Source organism: Cryobacterium sp. PAMC25264, from assembly GCF_019443325.1.
In the GTDB taxonomy this organism is placed as follows: domain Bacteria; phylum Actinomycetota; class Actinomycetes; order Actinomycetales; family Microbacteriaceae; genus Cryobacterium.
Genome location: NZ_CP080383.1, coordinates 1,555,178 through 1,574,503 on the forward strand (window position 1 = coordinate 1,555,178; position 19,326 = coordinate 1,574,503).

Consider the following 19,326-nt stretch of genomic DNA (forward strand, 5'->3'; position numbering starts at 1 on the left):
CGTGCGGTCTCTTTCGGCCTGGATCGGGTGAAACGGTTCTGCTTCAGCCTAGCCAGCGTTTCTGGCATCTCGCCGACACGGTGGGAGCAGCCGCCCTGACGCGGATTCCGTGCAACGATCAGCGGGTGAAGACTTCAGCTCTCGTTCCGCGGGTGCGCCGCTCCAGCACCCGACTCATCGCCATGGTCGTGGTCGGCGCAGCCGCCGGCCTCGTGACGGGTTTGACCGGTGCCTGGCTCCTGGCCCCGGCGATCGGCTGGTGCGCCGCCGCCGTGTTCTACATCGGCTGGGTCTGGCTTGTCGTGGCGCGGATGGACGCGCCGACGACGGCGGCGCATGCCACCAGGGAAGACCCGTCGCGCGGTATCACCGACGTCCTGCTGATCCTGGCCAGCCTGGCGAGTCTGGGCAGCATCCTCATCGTGCTCCTGCAGGCCCGCGCGGCCCAGGGGGCGGGTCAGGCCCTGCTCGCCGCCCTCGCTGTGGTGAGTGTCGGGCTGTCCTGGGTGCTTGTGCACACCCTCTTCACCCTGCGTTATGCCTCGCTCTATTACGCCGAGGAGGACGGCGGGGTGGATTTCAACCAGGCCGAACCGCCGCGCTACTCGGACTTCGCGTACCTGTCGTTCACGCTGGGGATGACTTTCCAGGTCTCCGACACGTCGCTCACGACCACGGTCATGCGCGCGGCGGCCCTCCGCCACGCACTGATGTCGTTCCTGTTCGGCTCGATCATCCTGGCAACCCTGATCAACCTGGTCGCGGGTCTCTGAAGCCGGACCGGCCGCGGACCGGCGGAAGGATCAGCCGGCGAAGGTCCTGACCGGCAGGCCGGTGACGCCAGGGACGGCCGTGAAGACCGACCCAGCGAGGAGGTCCTCACCGTCGGCGACGCCTTCGCGAGAGGTGGTGATGTAGAGCCGGTCGAGGGCCTCACCACCGAACGTGCAGGCCGTGACCCGGTCGGCGTCCACTTCGATGACGGTGTCGAGAACGCCGGCTGCGGTGTACCGGTGCACGGCTCCCCCGGCGTACAGGGCGACCCACACGCCGCCGTCGCTGTCGACGGTGAGACCGTCGGGGTACCCGGTCTCCTCGGGGATGGTGACGAACGGCCGGAGATTCGTCAGGCCGGTTTCCGGGGACCAATCGAAGACGCCGACCTGCCCGGTGGGCGTGTCGTTGTAATAGGCGAGCGACCCGTCGGGGCTCCACTCGAGGCCATTGGAGATCGTCACCCCGCTCAGCGCGACGGTGACCGACAGATCGGCGGCCAGACGGTACAGTGACCCGGCGCCGGTGCGCTGGTCGTAGCCCATGGACCCGCAGTAGAACGATCCGTCCGGAGCGCAGCCGCCATCATTCATCCGCACGGACTCGTCCTGCCAGACCGGGGGCAGCGCCCGCAGGGTGCCGTCCGCGGCTTCCAGGGTGAACCCGCGCTCCGTGGCGATCACGGCGCCGCCGGCCGCGCGCGGCCGGAGTGCTGCGGCGATGGCGTCGACGTGCCGGCGCGAGACGGTTCCGTCCTCCGCCAGGGTGAGGACGTCACCGCCGAACAGGTCCACCAGGCGGAGTCCCTCCCAGGCGGGAGACCAGACCGGTCCTTCGCCGTGGAAGGTGATCGGGTCGGTGAGCTGGTCCGCGCGCACGATCGTGGCCTAGTCGCGCAGCACGTGCACCGGAATGGCGATGGCGGCGCTGACAGCCAGGATGCCGCCGAAGAAGATCGGACCCTGCCATGCCGTGACCGTGAAGGCGAGGCCGAACAGCCACAGGCCGACGACGAAGGCGGCCATCGCGATGACGAAGGAAAGAATGTGCATGGGAGGGTTCCTCTCAAGGGGGCGCCGCGAAGGCGTTCCGGGCTCGCTTCGAGAGTACTAGCTCGCGCAGCCGGTGTCGCCTCGGCTACGCGCTGTAGCCGACCTCGGTCTCCGGCCCGACGGCGTCGATTAGCTCCGGGGCGTCGCCAGTGATCGGCGCGACCTCGTAGAAGGCCAGTCCGGCGGCGGCCTCTGCGGATGCCGCGACCGCCGCGTCGACGAGGGCCTGGTCGCCGTCGGCGTGCGGGTCCAACCACCGGTCCCAGGTCTCCTCGGGCAGCACCACGGGCATCCGGTCGTGGATGCCGGCCAGGGCGCCCTGCGCCGGTCCGGTGAGGACGGTGGCCGTGAGGACCCAGCGGGCGGGATCGTCGTTGGCGAGGGCCGGGTTGCGCCACCAGGAGTACAGGCCGGCCAGGGCGAGCGGCAGTCCGTCGTCGGAGTGCACGAAGTATGGCGTTTTCATGGTGCCCACGGTGTGCCACTCGTAATAGCCGGTGGCCGGGATGATCGCGCGCGTCTTCGCCAGCGCGGTGCGGAAGGTGGGCTTCTCCGCCACGGTCTCTGCCCGGGCGTTGAAGGTGGCGAAGGCCGCGTTGAGTTCTGGAGAGAACGTGGGAACGAGCGACCAGCGCGCCGACTCCAGGCGCCGCACCGCCGGATCGGTCTTCATCGACTCGAGCACGATGGGAATCTGCTCGGTCGGTTTGACGTTCCAGGACGGCTCAGGCAGGTTGTCGCCCTCGTGCTCCACGTCGAACATGGCGGCGAGGTCAGGCGCCGAATCGGTCATGATGAATCGCCCACACATAGCCTCAGGGTACAGGGCGGCGCCGGGACCATCCGGTTATCCACACCGGTTGACTATTTCGAATCTCTGTTCGAAACTTAGAGGATGTCCATCCCGTTGATTTCGCACTCCCCGGAGGAGTCGACCGCGCCAGACCGGCCCGGCGACCGGCTGGGTGAGCGGGTCAGCGAGCTGCAAGCGCGGATCCAGGGCATGCAGCGCGACCGCTGGGAGGCCCCGGGCCGACCCGTCAGCGCGGGACTTGCCAGGCTCCTGCCGCAGGGCCGCCTGCGCACCGGAGCGGTCTACACGGTCGACAATTCCACGTCGCTCCTGATGTCCTTGCTCGGTGCGGCTGCAGCCGACGGGGGCTGGGCCGGCGTGGTGGGGCTGCCCGACTTCGGGGCGGAGGCCGCCACCGGCTTCGGGATCGACCTCGCCCGGCTCGTGCTGGTGCCTGCGCCCGGTGACCAGTGGCTGGCCGTGACCGCCGCACTGGTCGACGTGCTCCCGTTCGTGGTCGTGCAGCCGGCCCGGCCCGTGGGTGACGCCGAGGCGGGCCGCCTCGGCGCGCGCCTGCGCCAGACCGGGTGCACTCTCCTCGTCGCCGGCACCTGGCCGCAGGCCGAGGCATCCCTGCATGTCACCCGCACCCGCTGGCAGGGGGTGGGAGCCGGGCACGGCTACCTCTCCGGTCGGGACCTCACCGTGGAGACGGCCGCGCGCGCGGGCAGCGGTCGCCGGACGCCGGCGCTCCTGCACCTCCCGGAGGGCCCCGCCGCTCCGGAGCGCGCGGGCTCACGTCGCGGGCCGGTCGCCGTACCCGTTCGCGTCACGGATACCCCGACGCCGCATGGAGCAGCACGGCATCCGGTGGCGGGGTGAGGCCGTGAACCGGGAACGAACCATCGTGCTCTGGATCCCGGACTGGCCGGTCGTTGCGGCCAGGTCCGCCGCGGCGCTGGGAATCGACATTCCCCTCGCCCTGCTGCAGGGCAGTCTCGTCTTCGCCGCCTCCGCAGCGGCCCGCCACCAGGGCGTGCGCCGCGGCCTGACCGTGCGGGAGGCGCAGTTCCGCTGCCCAGACCTCGTCGTGCAGCCCTACAACCCGGTGCTCGACCGCCGCGCCTTCGACCCGGTTCTCGACGGCATAGAGGCCGTCACTCCGGGTGTCGCCGTGCTGCGCCCGGGTACCTGTGCCATCCGTGCTCGCGGGCCGGTGCGCTACTACGGCAGCGAGAACGCCGCCGTCCAGGCCCTCCTGTCTCACCTGCAGGGCGTCGGATTCCGCGACGCCCGGGCGGGCATCGCCGACGGTCCCTTCGCCGCAGAACAGGCCGCCCGCCACGGCGCGCCGGCCGAGCCGATCCACACCATCGCGCCCGGCGGTGCGGCCGCGTTCCTGGCCCCACTCCCGGTATCCACGGTGGCCGATGCCGTGCTCGGTACCCTGCTCGCCCGGCTCGGCGTGCACACGCTCGGCCAGTTCGCCGCCCTACCGGCCCAGGATGTGCACCGGCGGTTCGGAGCGGCTGCAGCCCAGGCCCACGCCAGGGCCGGTGGGCAGGAGCGCGAGGAGATCGTGCCCCGCACCCCCGCTCCGGTGTTCGACCAAGCGAGGGAGTTCGAACCGGCGCTGGAGCGCATCGACCAGCTCGCTTTCGCCCTGCGCGAGACCGCGGACCGTTTCGTCCGCATCCTGCGGGAACACACCCTGGTCTGCACCGTCGTCACGATCCTGGTCGGCACCGATGACGGCCTGCTCACCGAACGCACCTGGCGGCATCCGCGGTGGTTCACGGTGACCGACCTCATCGACCGGGTGCGGTGGCAGCTGCAGGGCGAGGGGCGGGCCAGCTCCGGCCTGTCGGCCGGGGTCGTGCGAGTGGTGTTCTCCCCCGACCGGCTGGACGACGTGGCCAACCACGAGGCGGGCCTGTGGGGAACCGGCCCCGACGAACGCATCCACCATGCCCTCACCCGGGTGCAGGGGCTCGTCGGGCACGAGGGCGTCGTGACGGCCTCGCTCGGCGGCGGGCGAATGCTCACGGACCGGCAACGCTGGGTGCCCTGGGGCGACGACGCGCCGGCGCCCGCACCCGGTGGCGCCGGCGTCCGGCCCTGGTCGGGAAGCCTCGGCGGACTGCTTCCATCGACGGTGTTCACGCGGCGGGTCCCCGTCAGCCTGGTGGCCGCCGACGGGCAGGACGTCGCCGTGGACGAGCGGGGGGCGGTCGCCCACGTCCCGGTCCGGTTCAGCGACCGGCCCGACGGCGGCGACCCGCGCCGGGTGGTCGCGTGGGCCGGGCCTTGGCCCGTCGAGGAGCGCTGGTGGCACGCCGGGTCCTCCCGGCGGGTGCAGCGGATGCAGATCGTCGAGGACACCGGGGAGGCCTGGCTGCTGGCGCTCGATGACGACGGATGGCGTGCGGAGGCCCGATATGACTGAGCCTCGCCCGACCAGCCCCGCCGCAGCGAAGGAGACCCACCGTGGGATTCGATAATCCGCCCATTCCCTGGTCTGAGCTGGAGCGCAAGCTCTCCGACCGGCGCCCAGGTGGTCCTCCGCCGGCCGCCGACGGCGGCGACAGCCCGGCCTGGTCCCGGCATCGTCAGCCCTACGTTCCGGTGGGCCCCGTGCGGTCCAGCGAGCCGGTAGTCCCCTACGCGGAGCTGCACGCACACTCCAACTTCAGTTTTCTCGACGGCGGCAGCTCCCCGGAGCAGCTGCTCGAGGAGGCCGCAGGGCTGGGCCTTGGCGGCCTGGCGCTCACCGACCACGATGGCCTCTACGGGGCGGTGCGCCTGGCGGAGACAGCCGAGAGCTACCCCCAGATCCGGACCGTCTTCGGTGCCGAACTCTCGATCGACCTCACCCGGCGGCAGAACGGAGTTCCAGAGCCCGAGGGCACCCACCTGGTGGTGCTGGCCCGCGGCCAGGAGGGCTACCACCGGCTGGCCGCGGCCCTCACCGAGGGCCAGCTGGCCGGCGGCGAAAAGGGACGACCCCGCTACGACCTGGAAGACCTTGCGGCACGGTCGGCCGGGAACTGGACGATTCTCACCGGTTCCCGGTCGGGAGCGGTGCGGCGAGCCCTCGCCCACGACGGGGAGAGAGCCGCCGCCCGGGAGCTAGACCGCCTGGCCGCGCTCTTCGGACGGGACAGCGTGCAGGTGGAACTGGTCGACCACGGGCAGCCGCAGGACACCGTGACCAACGACATCCTGGCCGGCCTCGCCGAGCGCGCCGGGCTGCCGGTGCTCGCGACCAACAACGTGCGCTACGCCCGTCCGTCGGATTTCCGACTGTTCTCGGCGCTGTCGGCCGTGCGCGCCCAGCGCAGCCTCGACGACATGGACGGCTGGCTGCCCGCCGGACCCACCCGGCACCTGCGGAGCGGTTCCGAAATGGCCGAACGGTTCCGCCGCTACCCGAATGCCGTGGCGGGCACAGTTCCCCTAGCCGACGAACTCGCCTTCTCCCTGCGCCGGGCCAAGCCCCGGCTGCCCCAGCAGCACGTCCCGGACGGGCACACCCCGATGAGTTGGCTGCGCGAACTCGTCTGGGCCGGCGCCGAGCGGGCCTATCCGGGCTACAACGCCAATGTGCGGGATCGCCTGGAGAAGGAACTGGCCGTGATCGAGGCCAAAGACTTCCCCGGCTACTTCCTCATCGTGCACGACATCGTCCAGTTCGCCCGCGGGCGCGGCATCCTCTGCCAGGGGCGAGGCTCCGCCGCGAACTCGGCGGTCTGTTTTGTCATCGGGATCACCGCCGTCGACTCGATCTTCTACCGCCTTCCTTTTGAAAGGTTCCTGTCCAGCCTGCGCGAAGAGGAACCCGACATCGACGTCGACTTCGACTCCGACCGGCGCGAAGAGGTGATCCAGTACGTGTACGAACGCTACGGACGGCTGAACGCCGCCCAGGTCGCCAACGTCATCACGTACCGGCCCAAGTTCGCCGTGCGCGACATGGCCAAGGCGCTGGGTTACAGCACCGGCCAACAGGATGCCTGGTCCAAACAGGTGGAACGCTGGGGCGGCACCGTCAGCAGCGCCGACCACGACATCCCGGAGCAGGTCACCGACCTGGCCGGGCAGGTGCTGGGCTTCCCCCGCCACCTCGGCATCCACTCCGGGGGCATGGTGCTCACCGACCGCCCGGTCGGCGAGGTGTGTCCGATCGAACACGCCCGCAAGTCCATGCGCACCGTTCTGCAATGGGACAAGGACGACTGCGCGTGGATGGGTCTGGTGAAGTTCGACCTGCTCGGTCTGGGGATGCTCGCCGCCCTGCAGTACACCTTCGACCTCGTCACCGAGTCCCTGGGCGAGACCTGGACGCTGGGCAGCATCCCCCGCGAAGAGGCGGGTGTGTACGACATGCTCTGCCGCGCCGACTCCATCGGCGTGTTCCAGGTCGAGAGCCGGGCCCAGATGGGCACTCTCCCCCGCCTGCAACCGCGCCGGTTCTACGATCTGGTCGTCGAGATCGCCCTCATCCGGCCGGGCCCCATCCAGGGCGGTGCGGTGCATCCGTACATCCGGCGGAAGCTCGGCCAGGAACCGGTCACCTACCTGCACCCCAAGCTCGAACCCGTGCTGGAGCGCACGCTCGGGGTGCCTCTGTTCCAGGAACAGCTCATGCAGATGGCCATGGCCGTTGGTGGATGCAGCGGCGAGGACGCCGACCTGCTGCGCCGGGCCATGGGGTCCAAGCGCGGTGTCGAGAAGATCTCCACCTTGCGCGCCACCCTTTACGAGGGCATGGCCGGAAACGGCATCACGGGCGACCTGGCCGACGAGATCTACGAGAAGATCGAGGCCTTCGCCAACTTCGGCTTCGCCGAGAGCCATTCCATCAGCTTCGCCCTGTTGGTCTATGCCAGCGCCTGGCTCAAGCTGCACTACCCCGGAGCGTTCCTGGCCGCCCTCTTGCGCGCCCAACCGATGGGTTTCTACTCGCCTCAATCCCTCGTGGCGGATGCCCGCCGGCACGGCGTGCAAGTGCTTCGACCGGATGTGCAGCTCTCGGGTGTGTCCGCCGGCCTGGAGCGGGCGGCCGATCTCCCGGCCGGCGGCGGCCGGGAGGCGTGCCTGGACCCCGAGCAACCGCCGGTTCCCGAATACGACCGCGGCCGACCGGTCGAGGACCTGGCCCACCGGCGGGACGGCGGCTGGGCGGTGCGGCTCGGCCTGGCCGAGGTCCGCTCCATCGGCACGAAGGTCGCCGAGCGGATCGTGGCGGAGCGGGAACGTTTCGGTCCGTACCGGTCGATAAACGATCTGGCCCGGCGGGCCGGCCTGTCCGCAGAACAGCTCGAATCCCTGGCCACCGCCGGCGCGTTCGAGGGTCTGGGGCTCGAGCGCCGGCAGGCACTGTGGAGCGCAGGCGAGGCCGCTCACGACACCGACGCGCACCTCGCCGGTTCGGTCGAAATGGTGCAGCCACCGCTTCTGGCCCTGATGACCCCCGTTGAACAGGTCGCCTACGACCTGTGGGCCACCGGGGTCTTCACGGACGACCATCCGATCCGCCACGCCCGGGCCGCGCTCGACGCCCGCGGCGCCGTGCCCGCCGACCGGCTGGCCCGCGCCGAGAACGGCCGGCGGATCGAGGTCGGCGGCATCGTCACGCACCGCCAGCGTCCCGCGACGGCCAACGGGGTCACCTTCATCAACCTCGAAGACGAGACCGGCAATGTCAACGTCGTGGTCAGCGTGGGCGTCTGGAACCGTTTCCGGGTGATCGCCCGGGAATCTCCGGCCCTGATGATCCGGGGAATCCTGGAGCGCTCCCCCGAGGGCGTCGTCAACCTGATCGCCGACCGGTTCGAAACGCTCACCGTGGCGGCCCACACGTCGTCGCGAGACTTCCGCTAGCGTCGATCCAGTGACTGATGACCGCTACTCGAATGACGTGCTCGCCGACGGATGGCGGGAGGCCGGCCGCCGGGTCGTGCCGCAGCAGGAGGCCGTGCGCGACCTCGTCGTGGAGGAAGTCGCCACGGGGTTCTGCGGCGCAGTGATCCGGGTGGAGAAGAAGGTCGTCACCCTGGAGGACAGGTTCGGCAAGCTCCGCCTCTTCCCCTCGGCGCCGGCTTCCTGCTCGACGGAGAACCCGTGGTCCTCGTGGCGCGCCGCGCGAGCGCTCCGGCCGGCCGCGGCCGCACAGCGTCGGGTTCCCTTGCGGTGGCCGATGCCCCGGCGCGGGTGGCCAGGGCCAGTCGGATCTTCGTGGAGGGCCGGCACGATGCTGAGCTCGTGGAGAAGGTCTGGGGCGCTGACCTGCGCATCGAGGGTGTCGTCGTCGAGTACATCGAGGGCGTGGACAACCTCGCCGAACTGCTCGCCGAGTTCAAGCCGGGCCCGACACGCCGAGTGGGCGTTCTCGTCGACCACCTGGTCCCGGGTTCAAAGGAGAGCCGGATCGCCGAGGCCGTCGCCCGTGGACCGCACGGGCGACACGTTCTTGTGGTCGGCCATCCGTACGTGGACGTGTGGCAGTCGGTCAAGCCCGCACGGCTGAATCTGACGGCCTGGCCGCAGATCCCCCGCAGCATCGAATGGAAGCACGGTATCTGTCAGGCACTGGGCTGGCCGCACGAGGACCAGGCCGACATCGCCCGTGCGTGGCAGCGGATCCTGGGCCAGGTCCGCACCTACGCCGACCTCGAACCGGCGCTGTTGGGCCGGGTGGAGCAGCTCATTGATTTCGTCACCGTCGATTGATCCGGCGCATCCGTAACATTTGGGCATTTCGGCCAGAATTCGTAACACTTTGATCCTTTTTTGGCACAGAACTCCACGGGGACCGAGCGATGTGGGCTAGTGTGGACGAAGTAGTTGTAGTGCTTGCACGTCTAAAAAACGTATCGACTTCGGTCGGTACGGGCTTATTCCTTTCGGAAGCGGACGACGAATACCGCGACGAACGGCCTCGAAAGTCGGGGCCTTTCTAACACTCCTGGAGGAGTTTCATAATGGCAACAGGTACCGTGAAATGGTTCAACGCTGAAAAGGGCTTCGGATTCATCGCTCCCGACGACGGAAGCGCCGATGTCTTCGCGCACTACTCTGCGATCGCTTCGAACGGCTACAAGTCGCTCGACGAGAACCAGAAGGTCGAATTCGAGGTCACCCAGGGCCCCAAGGGTCCCCAGGCTGAGAACATCCGCGCCCTCTAAATAGAGCCGCGTCAGCTCAACATAAGCTGCGATAACGCCCCCGCTTCGGCGGGGGCGTTATTTTTTAACTCCCAACGCACACAACTGGTCCCCGTTCGGACATCTGCTCCCGGTGTGCCGGGTGCAAATGTCCGAACGGGGACCAGTTGGAGTGCAGTGCGCGCGTGCGGGTGCCCTGGGGACGCTACTTGACCAGGTCCTGCCAGCCGTCGCCGTCCACGTACTCGAAGATCAGGTTTGTCTCCGTGTGGGCCACAGCCGGGTGCTCCGCCAAATGCTCAAGCACGAAGTCCCTCAGGTCGGAGGCATCCGCCGCTGCCACGTGCAGCAGGTAGTCGTCGGCGCCGGCTGTGTGGAACAGGCCGATCACTCCGGGCCAGTGCGGGGCAGCACTGCGGAAGTCGTCGATCTGTTCGCGGGCGTGCTTGGCCAGACGCACCGAGATCAGCGCCTGCAGCGACGCGCCGAGCGCGGCCAGATCGATGTTCGCCCGATAGCCGCGGATGTGGCCAAGCTGCTGCAGTCGGCGCAGCCGCAGCGACACCGTCGACTCGGCCACGCCGATCTCGGCGGCTAGGGCGGCACCCGATGCCCGGGCGTTGACCGAGAGTGCGCGGAGCAGCGCCCGATCCACTCGGTCCAGGTCGGCTTTCTTGGAATCCATACACGCCCTCTTTCGTTGCGCGCCAGTTTATCGACCATTCTTCGACGCCAACAGCTCCCCCTGCATCAACTGCGTCACAACTGGGTTTCGGTCGGATTTCGCCGCCCCTTCTGCGATCCGGCCCGCCGGCCGGCAGGTCAGCTGCGGCCGAGGCGCTGCCGGAGCAGATCGATGCGCTTCTGGATCTGGGTGACGCTGGCCTGGGCCACGGCCGGACCCCCGCACAGGCGGCGCAGTTCCGCGTGCACCATGGCGTGCGGCTCCCCCGAGAGCTTCGACCACATGCCCACGAGGCTGCCGAGCAGCGTCCGCTGCTCCTTGAGGGTGCGATAGAGCGGAATGGGCTCCGGAGGGGCTCCTTCCACCGCGGCGGCGGCGGTGCGGCGCTCGGAGCCTCGCTTGGACTGCTTCTGCTGGCGCTGACGCAGGAGCTCGGATACCTGCTCGGGTTCGAGCAGGCCGGGGATGCCGATGAAGTCGAATTCCTCGTCGGTGCCGGGCTCGGCGAGCTCGCCGTACTCGTCGCCGTTGAACATCACCATGTCGAAGGTGGCCTGGGAGTCCAGCGCCTGCCAGGTGAATTCCTCGCCGAGTTCGTCGGAGGCCTTCTCCGTCTTGTTCGCGGCCGCCACCATGGCGTCCTCGGGGTTGTACATGCCGTCGTCGCCGTCGTCCCGGTTGCTGCGGTCGAGCGCGTGGTCGCGCTCCAGCTCCATGGCATTAGCCAGGCTCAACAGACCGGGCACATTGGGCAGGAAGATCGACGCCGTCTCGCCGCGGCGGCGGGCGCGCACGAAACGGCCGATGGCCTGCGCGAAGAACAGCGGGGTCGAAGCGCTCGTGGCGTAGACGCCCACGGCAAGCCGCGGCACGTCCACACCTTCGGACACCATCCGCACCGCGACCATCCAACGCCGGGTGTTGTGCGAGAACTCGTCGATCCGGTCGCTGGACTCCTTCTCGTCGGAGAGCACCACGGTGGCCGGCTCTCCGGAGATCTCCTCGAGGATCGCGGCGTAGGCGCGTGCGGTGGTCTGGTCGGTCGCTATGACCAGGCCGCCGGCATCCGGGATGCCGTGCCGCACCTCGGTGAGGCGGCTGTCGGCGGCCCGCAACACGGCGGGGATCCACTGCCCACTGGGCTCGAGGGCTGTGCGCCAGGCCTGAGAGGTGATGTCCTTGGTGTTGCCCTCGCCGAGCTTGGCTTCCATCTCGTCGCCGGCCCTGGTGCGCCACTTCATGTGACCGGCGTAGACCATGAACATGACGGGGCGCACGACGCCGTCCTCCAGGGCGCGACCGTACCCGTAGTTGTAGTCGCTCTGGGAGAGACGGATGCCGTGCTTGTCGGGCAGGTAGGTCACGAACGGGATGGGCGAGGTGTCCGAGCGGAACGGGGTTCCGGTCAACGAGAGGCGCCGGGTGGCCGGATCGAAGGCTTCCCGGATCGCGTCCCCCCAGCTCAGGGCGTCCCCGCCGTGATGCACCTCGTCGAGGATCACAAGCGTGCGACTGGCCTGGGTGAGTTCGCGGTGCAGCGCGGCGCGGGTGGCGACCTGCGCGTAGGTGACGGCGATGCCGTGGAAGTGGCTGCCGTAGCGGCCATGTGCGTTCTTGAAGCCGGGGTCAAGTCGGATGCCGGCGCGGGCTGCGGCGTCCGCCCACTGGCGTTTGAGGTGCTCGGTGGGCGCGACGACAGTGATCCGGTCGATGACCCGGCGCGCCCGGAGCTCGGCGGCCAGGCGCAGGGCGAAGGTGGTCTTGCCTGCCCCGGGGGTGGCGGCGGCGAGGAAGTCGCGCGGCTGGTGCTGGAAGTACGCCTCGAGGGCCTCGGCCTGCCAGGCCCGCAGCTTGCTGGCGGTACCCCAGGCGGCTCGTTCGGGGAAGGACGGCGAGAGATGCTCGGCGGCGCTCGTGCCGGCCGGGCCGCGGGCCGGCCCGTAAACGGGCGGCGTGTCGACGACCTCGGCCAGGAAACTGCCGGCCGGGGCGCTGCCGGCCCACTGGGGATCTGAGGAGGGGGGCAGGAACAATCCGGGTTCAGTGGTCTCCCGATGCGAGGGTTCCCGGAAAGCGGATCCGAAGTCAGGTGGAGTAGTCACTTCATAAGAACTTACCAACTCGCGCCGACATTCGCCCGACGGGGCAGAATGAATGCATGACGAAGCAGCAGCATCCGTGGTCCCGCTACGTCGCGCTCGGCGACTCGTTCACGGAGGGGGTCGGCGATCCCGAACCGGCCAGCCCGGGCGGTAACCGCGGCTGGGCGGACCGGGTCGCCGAGATGCTCAGCCTGGGCTCCGACGACTTCGCCTACGGCAACCTCGCCGTACGCGGCAAGCTGATGAACCAGATCCTCGCCGAGCAGGTGCGCCCGGCCCTCGCCCTGCACCCGGACCTCATCACTATTTCCGCCGGCGGCAATGACGTGCTCCGGCCGGGCAGCGACCCGGATGCGATCGCGGCGCGGTTCGACGAGGCCGTCACCTTGCTCCGCTCGGAGGGAGCCACGGTTGTGGTCTTCACCGGCATCGACGTGCGCTTCTCCCCCGTGCTCAAGGGGCTGCGTGGAAAGGTGGCCATCTACAACGAGAACATCCGGGCTGTCGCGGCCGCGCACGACGCCATCGTGGCGGACATGTGGTCGTTGACCGAGACCCAGGATGCCCGCATGTGGGCGCCGGACCGGCTGCACCTCAACCCGCTCGGGCATCACACCGTGGCCCGGATGGTGCTGGACGTGCTGAACGTCGCGAACCCGCTCGAGCCCCTCGTGCCCGAGCCCATGCCGGGCATCACCTGGCGCCGGGCCCGCACCGAAGATCTCGCCTGGGCGCGGGAGTACCTGGTGCCGTGGGTGCTGCGCCGGGTGCGGCACCAATCCTCCGGCGACCACATCCTGCCCAAGCGTCCGGCCGTGGAACCGGTCACCCGGTTGGACGAGCCGGAGGAACCCGTGCGAAAGACCGGTTAGACCCGGGCGCCAGGGCGGACGCGACAGGCTGAGGTCAGACCTGGCCGGGGTGGGTCCAGCGCCAGAACGGGCCGGGGTCGGTGATCGTGCTGTCCAGGACCAGTGGGACCGAGACGGTGGCGCTGCCGACGGTCACGTCGACGCTGCCGACGGTGTCGCCCTCGGAGCCCACGGTGAGGGGCTCGACCTCGACGTCGGTGTTCACCGGGGTGTCGGACCACAGCACGGCAGACTGGGAGCTCTCGGCCACGGCCTGCCCTGACTGGCCCCACGGCGTCGTGTAGCTGCCGTAGACGGTTCCCTCCTCCACCAGGGTGACCTGCCGGAATCCGGGACTCACACTGGCGATGAGGGTGCGGACGGTCTTGTTCAGCTCGGGGTGCGTGTCCCCGCCGAGCACGACGCCCACGAGGGTGACCGTCGTGTCCCCCACCGGGACCTCGACGGCGAAGAGCAAACAGGCGCCGGCCTCATCGGTGGTCCCGGTCTTGATGCCGTCGACGCCGTCGACGCCGAGCAGCTTGTTCGTGTTCGTGACGGTTCCCACGGTGGGGATCTCCGCGGAGGGCATGGCCACGATCGAGGGCAGCACGGGGTCGGCCATGACCAGCTTGCCGATCGCCACCAGATCGGCGGGACTGCTCACGCTCTGGGCGGAGATGCCGCTGGTGTCGGCGACGGTGGTGCCCGTCAGGCCGTGTTCGCTGAGGTAGGCGGAGGCCGCGGCTAGGTAGGCGTCGACGGAACCGAATGCCCACACGGCCAGCGAGACACTGTAGTTGTTCGCGGACGGGATGAGCATTGTCTCCATGGCCTGACGTTGCGTGAGCACCATTCCGGCGGAAACCGGGGCCACTGAGCCGTTCTCGGCGACGGCGTCGTAGTAGATGTCGACGTCGGTGTCGGTGAAGGCGATGTCGGGTCCTTCCTCGTCGCCGGTGAGAGGCTTGGCGTCGAGGACGACCAGCGCGGTGACCATCTTGGTGATGCTGGCGATGGGCACAGAGGACTGGTCTCCGCTGCTGCCCAGCACGCCGTCGAAACCGACGGCTCCGATCGCTCCGGCACCCTGCGACGGCCAGGTGGGTGTCGCCGCCGCCTGCGTGAGGGCAGCGGGTTCGCTGACGCTCGCGTCCAGTGCGGACACCGGGGCGAGGCCCGTGCTGGTGAGGTAAACGGCGGACGCGAGCACCACGGCGAGAGCACCGAAGAAAGCGAGTCGCCGACGGCGGTAGACCTGGCGTCGGGTGGGAGACATCCGTCGATTCTAACGACGAGAAGTGTCCGGGCCGCGCAGCGGGGCCGCGCGCCCCGAAGCGGCCTACACGCGCAGGGCGTATAGGGCGACGGCGCTGGCGGAGGCCACGTTGAGCGAATCCACGCCGTGCAGCATCGGGATCGTCACGATGGTGTCCGCCGCGGCCAGGGCGTGACGGCTCAGCCCGTCACCCTCGGTACCGAGGACGATGGCGACCCGTTCCGGCGCCTGCCGGGCGAAGACGTCGAGGGAGACGGCGTCGTCGGCCAGGGCGAGGGCGGCCAGGTGGAAGCCGTTCTCGTGCAGCACCGGCGTCGCCTCGGACCATTCCGGAAGTCGTGTCCACGGCACCTGCAGCACCGTTCCCATACTCACGCGAACGCTCCGACGGTAGAGCGGGTCGGCGCACCGGGGAGTGATCAGCACAGCGTCGGCGCCCAACCCGGCCACTGACCTGAAGATCGCCCCCACGTTGGTGTGGTCGACGATGTCCTCGAGGATCACTATGCGACGGGCGTCCCGGATGATGTCGGCCACCGACTGCAGGTCGGGGCGGTGCATGGCCGCGAGGGCGCCACGGTGCAGGTTGTACCCGGTGAGCTGTTCGAGCAGGGCGGCGGTCCCCACGTAGATGGGCACGTCGGGCCAGTCCTTCAGGAGCCGGGTGGCGTCGGGCAGCCACTGCTCCTGCACGAGAACCGAGCGCGGGCGGTGCCCGGCGTCGAGGGCGCGGCCGATCACCTTGGCCGATTCGGCGATGTACAGGCCGTTCGCCGGTTCGCTCACCCGGCGCAGGGCGACATCGGTCAGCCGGGAGTAGTCGGCGAGTCCCGGCTGGTCGAGGTCGGTAATCGGGACGATCTGCACGGCGGAGGCCGCCTTTCCGGGAGTGTTCTGCTGTGTGGGAGGTTCTCATCGGGCCGTTGTGCGGGCCGCGCCTCCGCGAACCGTAACACAGTCGAAAACTGACCAGTTTAGACTCAGAGGACATCTCTGCCGCGCCAGGGCCCCTCCGGGCGCCGGTGGTGACGCCGTGATGAGGATGGAGCACGATGACGGCCGAGACTGTCCTGACGACACCGGCGGTAGCCGGAAAAGACCTCGACGCGATTGCCGCGATCCTGCGCGGTCGCCGCACCGCCGTCCTGACCGGCGCCGGCGTGAGCACGGACTCGGGCATCCCGGACTACCGGGGTGCCGGCGCACCCGTGCGGGTGCCGATGACCTTCCAGACCTTCCTGGCCGACGAGCGGGCCCGCAAACGGTACTGGGCCGGCAGCCACCTCGGCTGGCACCGCTTCCGGGCGGCCGAGCCGAACCTCGGCCACCGCTCCCTCGTGACCCTGGAGGGCGCCGGACTCGTCAGCGGGGTCGTCACCCAGAACGTCGACGGCCTGCACACCAGAGCCGGGTCCCGGCACGTCGTCGACCTGCACGGCTCCATGGACCTGGTGGTGTGTCTCTCCTGCGGGCAGGCCTTCGGCCGGGACAGCATCGCCGCCCGGCTCGAGGCGCACAACCCGGTTCTCGCCGACCCCGACCAGGTGGAGATCGCCCCGGACGGCGACGCGATCGTGGTCGATATCGACGACTTCGTCGTTCCGGACTGTTCCGTCTGCGGCGGCCTGCTCAAGCCCAATGTGGTCTTCTTCGGCGAGCTCGTCCCGACGGGCAAGTTCACGGCTGCGTCGGCGCTGGTGAGGGCTGCGGATGCCCTGATCATCGCCGGTTCGTCGCTGGCGGTGAACTCCGGGATCCGGCTGCTCGAATTGGCCAGGCGCCGCAAGCTGCCCATCGTGGTGATCAACCGCGGTGTGACCAAGGGCGACGGCCGTGCGCAGATCAAACTGGAGGCGGGCACGTCGGAGACCTTCGCGGGACTGGTGACCAGGCTGATCGAGTCATGACCAGGCTCACGATCGTACGCCACGGCCAAACCGACTGGAACCTGCAGACCCGCATCCAGGGCAGCACCGACATCCCGTTGAACTCCACAGGCCGCGCGCAGGCCGCGGAGACCGGCCTGCGGCTCAGCGCCGCACGCTGGGATGCCATCGTCACCAGTCCGCTGCTCCGGGCGCACGAGACCGCCCGGATCATCGCGGGTGAGCTGGACCACGCCGCCCCCGTGGTCGTCCCCGAGCTCACCGAACGCCACCACGGGGAGATCGAGGGGCTCACGTTCTCCGAGCGCCAGCTCCGGTTCCCGGACGGCTCCCGGGTACCCGGGCTGGAGAGCCGGCAGGCCGTGCTGGACCGGGTACTGCCCGCGCTTGAGCGCGTGGCCCTGGCCTACGCCGGCCAGGAGGTGATCGTGGTCTGCCACGGCGGGGTCATCGGCACGCTGGTGCGCTACGTGACCAACGGGGAACGCCCGGCGGCCGGTGAGCTGATCCCGAACGGTTCGGTGCACGACTTCCGTTGGCAGGACGGCCGCCTGGTTCTCGAACGCTTCGTGTCGGTACGCTGAGCTTGCTGCCGCCGGGTACGGCGGGCTCTATCAGTCGCGCCGGCTCGCTGCCCTGGTGCCGTGCAGCACCCGGAGGAGACGCTCGGCCGATCCGGCCCAGGTGAAGCGCGCGGCCTGCTGGACCGAGAGCCCCGAGAGCCGGGCCCACTCCCCCGGCCGTTCGAGGGCGAGCACCGCAGCCGCCACGGCGTCGGGGTCCCGCGGGGCCACGTAGCTCGCCGCGTCTCCGCCGATCTCCCGGAAAATGGGGATGTCGCTGACCACGACGGGGATGCCGAGGCCCATGGCCTCCACCAGCGGGATACCGAACCCTTCGTCGAGGGAGGTGCTCACCAGCGCGGTCGCGCCGGCCAACAACTCCACGTACTCGTCGTCGCTGACCCCGTTGTGGAACACCAGGGTCGCCTGCGGGGCGAGGGCGCTGAGCCGGGCCCGCTCGTCGTCGCTCACCCGGCTGAGCAGGTGCAGCTCGTAGCCGGGCAACGCCGCCGCGGCGCGCACCAGGGTGTCCACGTTCTTGTACGGCATGAACGAACCCATGTAGATCAGCCGCTTCGCGGCGGGTTCGGTCCGGGCTGCCAGGGCGTCGGGTTGCGCCACGGCATCCGCCGCATTGGGCACCACGGACACAGGCCGTCGGGTGAGGCGGTGCCGGGCGATCAACGCACCGGTGGTCTCCGACACCGTCACCACGCCGTCTGCCCGGTTCAGGAGCATCCGCTGCGGCGCCCAGGACAGGTGGTACAGCCGCCAGAGCAGGCGGATGGCGGCGGAGAATTCCCGCGGAGGTGTGCGGTTGCTGTAGTAGATCAGGTCGTGCACCGTGAGCACCAGGCGGTACCGGCGACCCCACGAGCCCATGGTCTGCATGGGGCTGAAGACGATATCGGGCTTCAGCCGGTTCACGGTCAGGGCGACGAGGGGCTCAAGCGCACTGGTGGGCGAACGCACCAGCTGCCAGGGCAGGTCGGGCAGCAGGGCCAGCTGACGGTGGTCGCTGATCAGCATCGTGACCGGGTGCAGACGGCCGAGTTCGGTGACCAGGCCCGCCGTGTAGCGGCTGATGCCATCGTGCCGGTCGGTCCGCGTGTAGCGGCAGTCGAAGACGATGCGCAGGGAACGCTCGGGTGTGGCGGTCATGCCGGCGTCACCGCCAGGAAACGGCGCAGCGCGCGCGCGGCGGCCTCCGGGACCTCGTAGTGGATGAGGTGGCCTACGCCCGGCAGCACTTCGAGCTGCGCGTCGGCGAACTGGGTGACCAGCCGCTCCTGGGCGGCCACGGGGGTGATGTCATCCTTGTCGGCAGCGATCAGCAGCGTGCGGGTGGGGATGGCAGACGCATATTCGCTGACATCGTGGCTCACCGACGCCCGGAACGCCTCGAGTACCACGGTGCGGTCGGCGAAGGCGGAGAAGTAGCGGTCGTGCTGATTGTGGATCCAGCGTCGTCGTTCCCGGTTGCGGGTCTTGGCCATGGTGATGCTCATCACCCGCACGATCACCCGGTTCCGCAGCAGGCCGAAGCCGAGGCGCTCGGGCAACCGGGCGGCCAGCCAGTAGTAGAACACGGCGAGCCGGGTCAGGATGCCGCGCGGTCCTGAGAGTGCCGGTGCGGCGATCGGGTTCACCAGGACCAGGTCCTGGGCGGGGAGCCCGGACGGGGCCGCCGCGGCGGCCGCGACGACGATCGACCCGAAGGAATGGCCGAGCACCACGAGCCGGCCGGGCACCGCCAGGACGCGCAGGAACTCCGCCAACCAGGCGGAGTAGCTCTCGATGGTGTGCGGCAGGTCTCTGAAGGCTGAGGATTCGCCGAAACCGGGCAGGTCGGGTGAGACGATCCGCAGGCCGTCCAGCTGCGCGACCACGGCTTCGAGGCCGTGGTGGTCTCCCCGGAAGCCATGCACCAGCACGATCGTCGTCGGGGATTCGGGGTCGCCGTACTCCCAGTACCGGGTGTCGCTGCCGAGTACCGTGACGGTGGCGGCGCGGGCGTCCATCTGGCTGAGCAGGTCGGCGAAAGGCGAGGGAACGATCATCCGTCCCAGTTTAGGGCGGCGACGTGCACGGGGCTGGACAGAACCCGTGCCGATCGACTTAGACTCGGTCACATCTGCACCATCCACAGCCGCCGCTGAACGGAAGGAACGCCGT

17 protein-coding genes and 1 pseudogene are annotated in these 19,326 nt (G+C 69.6%); 9 read left to right on the forward strand and 9 right to left on the reverse strand.

The features are described from left to right. Positions 1–125: 125 nt before the first annotated feature. Entirely contained in the window at positions 126–773 is a 648-nt protein-coding gene (locus KY500_RS07100; RefSeq protein WP_255579861.1) for a DUF1345 domain-containing protein, read from the forward strand. A 30-nt stretch (positions 774–803) separates the two neighbouring features. Here KY500_RS07100 and KY500_RS07105 read toward each other — a convergent pair whose 3' ends face one another. The 3 genes from KY500_RS07105 to KY500_RS07115 all read right to left on the reverse strand — a co-directional run bounded on the left by KY500_RS07105 (position 804) and on the right by KY500_RS07115 (position 2,637). Beyond that, entirely contained in the window at positions 804–1,652 is an 849-nt protein-coding gene (locus KY500_RS07105) for an SMP-30/gluconolactonase/LRE family protein (RefSeq protein ID WP_219902910.1), read from the reverse strand. Positions 1,653–1,661: 9 nt separating this feature from the next. After that, complete coding sequence (locus KY500_RS07110; RefSeq protein WP_157109166.1) at positions 1,662–1,826, reverse strand: hypothetical protein; 165 nt, start codon at positions 1,824–1,826, stop codon at positions 1,662–1,664. Between the two features lie 85 nt (positions 1,827–1,911). After that, a complete protein-coding gene (locus KY500_RS07115) occupies positions 1,912–2,637 on the reverse strand; it encodes an SOS response-associated peptidase (RefSeq protein ID WP_219902911.1) in 726 nt (241 codons plus the stop codon). Positions 2,638–2,721: 84 nt separating this feature from the next. Here KY500_RS07115 and KY500_RS07120 point away from each other — a divergent pair, with 84 nt between their 5' ends. The 5 genes and pseudogenes from KY500_RS07120 (at position 2,722) to KY500_RS07140 (ending at position 9,806) form a co-directional block, all read left to right on the forward strand. After that, a complete protein-coding gene (locus KY500_RS07120; protein ID WP_219902912.1) occupies positions 2,722–3,501 on the forward strand; it encodes a hypothetical protein in 780 nt (259 codons plus the stop codon). A 4-nt stretch (positions 3,502–3,505) separates the two neighbouring features. After that, the gene (locus KY500_RS07125; RefSeq protein WP_255579862.1) at positions 3,506–5,065 is read left to right on the forward strand and encodes a DNA polymerase Y family protein; all 1,560 of its coding nucleotides are present in this window, start codon (positions 3,506–3,508) and stop codon (positions 5,063–5,065) included. A gap of 41 nt (positions 5,066–5,106) precedes the next feature. Next, positions 5,107–8,502: an error-prone DNA polymerase gene (locus KY500_RS07130; RefSeq protein WP_219902914.1), complete on the forward strand. Its 3,396-nt coding sequence runs from the start codon at positions 5,107–5,109 to the stop codon at positions 8,500–8,502. A gap of 10 nt (positions 8,503–8,512) precedes the next feature. Continuing rightward, positions 8,513–9,351: pseudogene (locus KY500_RS07135) on the forward strand (DUF3097 domain-containing protein). Between the two features lie 251 nt (positions 9,352–9,602). Beyond that, positions 9,603–9,806: a cold-shock protein gene (locus tag KY500_RS07140; protein WP_035840308.1), complete on the forward strand. Its 204-nt coding sequence runs from the start codon at positions 9,603–9,605 to the stop codon at positions 9,804–9,806. Between the two features lie 184 nt (positions 9,807–9,990). Here KY500_RS07140 and KY500_RS07145 read toward each other — a convergent pair whose 3' ends face one another. Beyond that, on the reverse strand, positions 9,991–10,470 hold the full coding sequence (locus KY500_RS07145; RefSeq protein WP_066595420.1) for an Lrp/AsnC family transcriptional regulator: 480 nt from the start codon (positions 10,468–10,470) through the stop codon (positions 9,991–9,993). A 137-nt stretch (positions 10,471–10,607) separates the two neighbouring features. After that, entirely contained in the window at positions 10,608–12,443 is a 1,836-nt protein-coding gene (locus tag KY500_RS07150) for a DEAD/DEAH box helicase (protein ID WP_219903337.1), read from the reverse strand. Between the two features lie 185 nt (positions 12,444–12,628). On the opposite strand from KY500_RS07150, the gene KY500_RS07155 reads away from it, so the two are divergent. Next, positions 12,629–13,444, forward strand: coding sequence for an SGNH/GDSL hydrolase family protein (locus KY500_RS07155; protein WP_219902915.1), 816 nt, complete (start codon positions 12,629–12,631; stop codon positions 13,442–13,444). A gap of 34 nt (positions 13,445–13,478) precedes the next feature. Here KY500_RS07155 and KY500_RS07160 read toward each other — a convergent pair whose 3' ends face one another. Together KY500_RS07160 and KY500_RS07165 are read right to left on the reverse strand one after the other, a co-directional pair. Next, positions 13,479–14,702, reverse strand: coding sequence for a D-alanyl-D-alanine carboxypeptidase family protein (locus tag KY500_RS07160; RefSeq protein WP_219902916.1), 1,224 nt, complete (start codon positions 14,700–14,702; stop codon positions 13,479–13,481). A 63-nt stretch (positions 14,703–14,765) separates the two neighbouring features. Further along, positions 14,766–15,569 carry an RNA methyltransferase gene (locus KY500_RS07165; RefSeq protein WP_219902917.1) on the reverse strand — a complete coding sequence of 268 codons (804 nt, stop codon included), beginning with the start codon at positions 15,567–15,569 and terminating at the stop codon, positions 14,766–14,768. A gap of 185 nt (positions 15,570–15,754) precedes the next feature. Between KY500_RS07165 and KY500_RS07170 the strand changes: the two genes are divergently transcribed. Next, the gene (locus KY500_RS07170; protein WP_219902918.1) at positions 15,755–16,609 is read left to right on the forward strand and encodes a Sir2 family NAD-dependent protein deacetylase; all 855 of its coding nucleotides are present in this window, start codon (positions 15,755–15,757) and stop codon (positions 16,607–16,609) included. After that, entirely contained in the window at positions 16,606–17,172 is a 567-nt protein-coding gene (locus KY500_RS07175) for a histidine phosphatase family protein (RefSeq protein ID WP_219902919.1), read from the forward strand. Before KY500_RS07170 ends, KY500_RS07175 begins: the two co-directional genes overlap by 4 nt. Before the next feature lie 30 nt (positions 17,173–17,202). Here the strand turns inward: KY500_RS07175 and KY500_RS07180 are convergent, their stop codons facing one another. Next, positions 17,203–18,288 (reverse strand): glycosyltransferase family 1 protein, encoded by a 1,086-nt coding sequence (locus tag KY500_RS07180; protein WP_219903338.1) that lies wholly within the window; start codon positions 18,286–18,288, stop codon positions 17,203–17,205. A gap of 20 nt (positions 18,289–18,308) precedes the next feature. Continuing rightward, on the reverse strand, positions 18,309–19,211 hold the full coding sequence (locus tag KY500_RS07185) for an alpha/beta fold hydrolase (protein ID WP_219902920.1): 903 nt from the start codon (positions 19,209–19,211) through the stop codon (positions 18,309–18,311). Positions 19,212–19,326: the final 115 nt, after the last annotated feature.